General features: G+C 56.0%; 3 rRNA genes. All 3 read right to left on the minus strand.

Annotated elements, in window-relative coordinates:
- Positions 1-26: 26 nt before the first annotated feature.
- Positions 27-144, minus strand: a 5S ribosomal RNA gene (gene rrf, locus EV652_RS43790).
- A 159-nt stretch (positions 145-303) separates the two neighbouring features.
- Positions 304-3,430: ribosomal RNA gene (locus EV652_RS43795) — 23S ribosomal RNA — on the minus strand.
- A 469-nt stretch (positions 3,431-3,899) separates the two neighbouring features.
- Positions 3,900-5,417: ribosomal RNA gene (locus EV652_RS43800) — 16S ribosomal RNA — on the minus strand.
- The 16S, 23S and 5S rRNA genes sit together here, the layout of an rRNA operon.
- Between the last annotated feature and the right edge of the window lie 158 nt (positions 5,418-5,575).

Here is a 5,575-nt window from a genome sequence, read left to right on the forward strand (position 1 = left end):
GGGGGGTGGGCTTTAACAGTGTGAATGTCCGGCGGCGTCCTACTCTCCCACGACCTCCCGGTCGCAGTACCATCGGCGCTGGCGGGCTTAACTTCCAGGTTCGGAATGGAGACTGGGTGTTTCCCCGACGCTATGGCCACCGAAACTCTATCAAAATATCAACCAACCACACTCGCACAGTCACAACACCCACTTCGGTGTTGGTTGCTGGGGTTGACCGTATTTCGGGAACCGTACAGTGAACGCGAAACTTCTCTTCGTTACGTAGCGCATGTTCAGGTCTTGCCCACGCCATGTGTGGTGTGTGACAAGCCCTCGGCCTATTAGTACCAGTCAGCTACACACGTTGCCGTGCTTCCACTTCTGGCCTATCAACCCAGTGGTCTACTGGGGGCCTTACCCGGTTAACCCGGTGGGAGACCTCATCTTGAAGCGTGCTTCCCGCTTAGATGCTTTCAGCGGTTATCACTCCCGAACGTAGCCAACCAGCCGTGCTCCTGGCGGAACAACTGGCACACCAGAGGTTCGTCCACCCCGGTCCTCTCGTACTAGGGGCAGCCCTTCTCAAGTCTCCTGCGCGCGCAGCGGATAGGGACCGAACTGTCTCACGACGTTCTAAACCCAGCTCGCGTGCCGCTTTAATGGGCGAACAGCCCAACCCTTGGGACCTACTCCAGCCCCAGGATGCGACGAGCCGACATCGAGGTGCCAAACCATCCCGTCGATATGGACTCTTGGGGAAGATCAGCCTGTTATCCCCGGGGTACCTTTTATCCGTTGAGCGACGGTGCTCCCACATGCCACCGCCGGATCACTAGTTCCGACTTTCGTCCCTGCTCGACATGTCTGTCTCACAGTCAAGCTCCCTTGTGCACTTACACTCGACACCTGATTGCCAACCAGGCTGAGGGAACCTTTGAGCGCCTCCGTTACCTTTTAGGAGGCGACCGCCCCAGTCAAACTACCCACCAGGCACTGTCCCTGATCCGGATAACGGACCAAAGTTAGACAGCCAGAACAACCAGAGTGGTATTTCAACGATGACTCCACCCGAACTGGCGTCCGAGTTTCACAGTCTCCCACCTATCCTACACAAGTTGTACCGACCACCAATACCAAGTTGTAGTAAAGGTCCCGGGGTCTTTCCGTCCTGCTGCGCGTAACGAGCATCTTTACTCGTAATGCAATTTCGCCGAGTCCATGGTTGAGACAGCGCCCAAGTCGTTACGCCATTCGTGCAGGTCGGAACTTACCCGACAAGGAATTTCGCTACCTTAGGATGGTTATAGTTACCACCGCCGTTTACTGGCGCTTAAGTTCAAAGCTTCGCCGGCCGAAACCAGCTAACCTGTCCCCTTAACGTTCCAGCACCGGGCAGGCGTCAGTCCGTATACATCGAATTACTTCTTCGCACGGACCTGTGTTTTTAGTAAACAGTCGCTTGGGCCTGGTCTCTGCGGCCATCACCGCTTCGGTGAGCAAGTCACCTAACGGATCCGGCCCCCCTTCTCCCGAAGTTACGGGGGCATTTTGCCGAGTTCCTTAACCATGGTTCACTCGATCGCCTTGGTATTCTCTACCTGATCACCTGTGTCGGTTTGGGGTACGGGCGGCTCTAACACTCACTGCGAAGTTTTTCTCGGCAGCATGGGATCATCCACTTCCCCTAAACGGGTCCGCCTCGGCTCTCAGGCTCAATGAGACACGGATTTGCCTATGCCTCGCCCTACCACCTTGCCCGCGGATCAGCTTGCGCCTACCATCGCCGCGGTTGGACTACCCTCCTGCGTCACTCCTCAATGCACCTACTACCACCTCGGGTCACCAACGCCACCAATCCATCCGAAGACATCATGGCTTAGTTGACTTAGCATCAGCAGGTTCGGTCGGGTCGTGTTAATGCCGGTACGGGAATATCAACCCGTTGTCCATCGACTACGCCTGTCGGCCTCGCCTTAGGTCCCGACTTACCCAGGGCAGATTAGCTTGACCCTGGAACCCTTGATCATCCGGCGGACGGGTTTCTCACCCGTCATTCGCTACTCATGCCTGCATTCTCACTCGTGCAGCATCCACAACTCCATCACTAGGCTGCTTCACACGCTGCACGACGCTCCCCTACCCATCCACACACCTGGACCCCGACCAAAAGTCAGAGCCTGGTACGAGTGTGAATGCCACAGCTTCGGCGGATTGCTTGAGCCCCGCTACATTGTCGGCGCGGAATCACTTGACCAGTGAGCTATTACGCACTCTTTCAAGGGTGGCTGCTTCTAAGCCAACCTCCTGGTTGTCTGGGCAACTCCACATCCTTTTCCACTTAGCAATCGCTTAGGGGCCTTAGCTGGTGATCTGGGCTGTTTCCCTCTCGACTACGGAGCTTATCCCCCGCAGTCTCACTGCCGCGCTCTCACTTACCGGCATTCGGAGTTTGGCTGATTTCGGTAAGCCGGTAAGCCCCCTAGACCATCCAGTGCTCTACCTCCGGTAAGAAACACACGACGCTGCACCTATATGCATTTCGGGGAGAACCAGCTATCACGGAGTTTGATTGGCCTTTCACCCCTATCCACAGGTCATCCCCCAGGTTTTCAACCCTGGTGGGTTCGGTCCTCCACGCGGTCTTACCCACGCTTCAACCTGCCCATGGATAGATCACTCCGCTTCGGGTCTAGAGCATGCGACTAAAACGCCCTATTCAGACTCGCTTTCGCTACGGCTACCCCACACGGGTTAACCTCGCCACACACCACTAACTCGCAGGCTCATTCTTCAAAAGGCACGCCGTCACACCCCACAAGGGAATGCTCCGACGGATTGTAGGCAATCGGTTTCAGGTACTATTTCACTCCCCTCCCGGGGTACTTTTCATCTTTCCCTCACGGTACTAGTCCGCTATCGGTCACCAAGAAGTATTTAGGCTTAGCGGGTGGTCCCGCCAGATTCACACGGGATTTCAAGAGTCCCGTGCTACTTGGGAAAACACTCGGAAGTCACTGTCTTACGCCTACGGGGCCATAACCCACTACGGCTCAACATTCCAGAAGATTCGACTTCAACAGTGATTTATAACTCCCCGACCTCACGGCATCAAGGTCTGAATGCTCCCACAACCCCATGTACGCAACGCACGCCGGCTATCACACGCACATGGTTTAGCCTCATCCGCTTTCGCTCGCCACTACTCACGGAATCACAATTGTTTTCTCTTCCTGCGGGTACTGAGATGTTTCACTTCCCCGCGTTCCCTCCAGAACCCTATGTGTTCAGGCACTGGTAACTGGCTTTAGAATGCCAGCTGGGTTTCCCCATTCGGACACCCCCGGATCACAGCTTGGTTGCCAACTCCCCGGGGCTTATCGCAGGCTCCAACGTCCTTCATCGGCTCTTGGTGCCTAGACATCCACCGATTGCCCTTAGTAGCTTGTCACAACAAAACAAAACAAAATCGCTACAAAGAGATGCTCGCGTCCACTATACAGTTCTCAAAATACGGGCAGGAACACCAGCCCAACCCACCACTTACCAGCCACAGCAATACACCGAAGGGAAACAACACACCCTCGATGCACCACCACCAGCAGTTTGATGGAAGCCGGCCCCAGCCACCACACCCAACCAACAGGTTGAGCAGTGACCTTGAAGAAACAGTCCATGTCCCCGAAGAGACCTGGCCCGATTCCTCAGGACCCAACAGCGCGCCTCGGCCCATCACCTACGTCTTGCTCACGTTCCACGCAGCGACTCTCCGAAGAGAACCTCTGCAGTACTAGCGACCCCGACAAGGATCCTGGCCTAATGGTCAATGTTCCACAGTCCGAAGCACCATCACCCCGAGACGAACGCTCGAGCAGTGATGAATGAACACCCACCGTAGTGGAATGTTTCGTGCTCCTTAGAAAGGAGGTGATCCAGCCGCACCTTCCGGTACGGCTACCTTGTTACGACTTCGTCCTAATCGCCAGCCCCACCTTCGACGGCTCCCTCCACAAGGGTTAGGCCACCGGCTTCGGGTGTTGCCGACTTTCATGACGTGACGGGCGGTGTGTACAAGGCCCGGGAACGTATTCACCGCAGCGTTGCTGATCTGCGATTACTAGCGACTCCGACTTCATGGGGTCGAGTTGCAGACCCCAATCCGAACTGAGACCGGCTTTTTGGGATTCGCTCCACCTTGCGGTTTCGCAGCCCTTTGTACCGGCCATTGTAGCATGCGTGAAGCCCTGGACATAAGGGGCATGATGACTTGACGTCATCCCCACCTTCCTCCGAGTTGACCCCGGCAGTCTCCTATGAGTCCCCACCATAACGTGCTGGCAACATAGGACGAGGGTTGCGCTCGTTGCGGGACTTAACCCAACATCTCACGACACGAGCTGACGACAGCCATGCACCACCTGTATAGGACCCTTACGGACCCCCCATCTCTGGAGGATTTCCCTATATGTCAAACCCAGGTAAGGTTCTTCGCGTTGCATCGAATTAATCCGCATGCTCCGCCGCTTGTGCGGGCCCCCGTCAATTCCTTTGAGTTTTAGCCTTGCGGCCGTACTCCCCAGGCGGGGCGCTTAATGCGTTAGCTGCGGCACGGAGGACGTGGAATGTCCCCCACACCTAGCGCCCAACGTTTACGGCGTGGACTACCAGGGTATCTAATCCTGTTCGCTACCCACGCTTTCGCTCCTCAGCGTCAGGTAAGGCCCAGAGAGCCGCCTTCGCCACCGGTGTTCTTCCTGATATCTGCGCATTCCACCGCTACACCAGGAGTTCCGCTCTCCCCTGCCTACCTCTAGTCTGCCCGTATCGGAAGCAGGCTCGGAGTTAAGCTCCGAGTTTTCACTCCCGACGTGACGAACCGCCTACGAGCCCTTTACGCCCAATAATTCCGGACAACGCTCGGACCCTACGTATTACCGCGGCTGCTGGCACGTAGTTGGCCGGTCCTTCTTCTGCAGGTACCGTCACTCTCGCTTCGTCCCTGCTGAAAGAGGTTTACAACCCGAAGGCCGTCATCCCTCACGCGGCGTTGCTGCGTCAGACTTTCGTCCATTGCGCAATATTCCCCACTGCTGCCTCCCGTAGGAGTCTGGGCCGTGTCTCAGTCCCAGTGTGGCCGGTCGCCCTCTCAGGCCGGCTACCCGTCGACGCCTTGGTAGGCCATTACCCCACCAACAAGCTGATAGGCCGCGAGCCCATCCCCAACCGCCAGAACTTTCAACCACAAACCATGAAGAATGCGGTGATATCCGGTATTAGACCCCGTTTCCGAGGCTTATCCCGAAGTTGAGGGTAGGTTGCTCACGTGTTACTCACCCGTTCGCCGCTCGTGTACCCCCGAAGGGGCCTTACCGCTCGACTTGCATGTGTTAAGCACGCCGCCAGCGTTCGTCCTGAGCCAGGATCAAACTCTCCGTTGAAAATATTAGACAACCAACCCCGAAAGGCTGGACAGTCAACAACTTGAGTGATCCTTTGAATCAGAAACAATCAAACTGACTTGAATCAATAAAAAATTTCAAAGGAATCCGCCACAAAACAACAAACAACCCACCACCCAAGATCGAAGACCAAGGGC

The organism is Kribbella steppae (assembly GCF_004342025.1).
Classification (GTDB): domain Bacteria; phylum Actinomycetota; class Actinomycetes; order Propionibacteriales; family Kribbellaceae; genus Kribbella; species Kribbella steppae.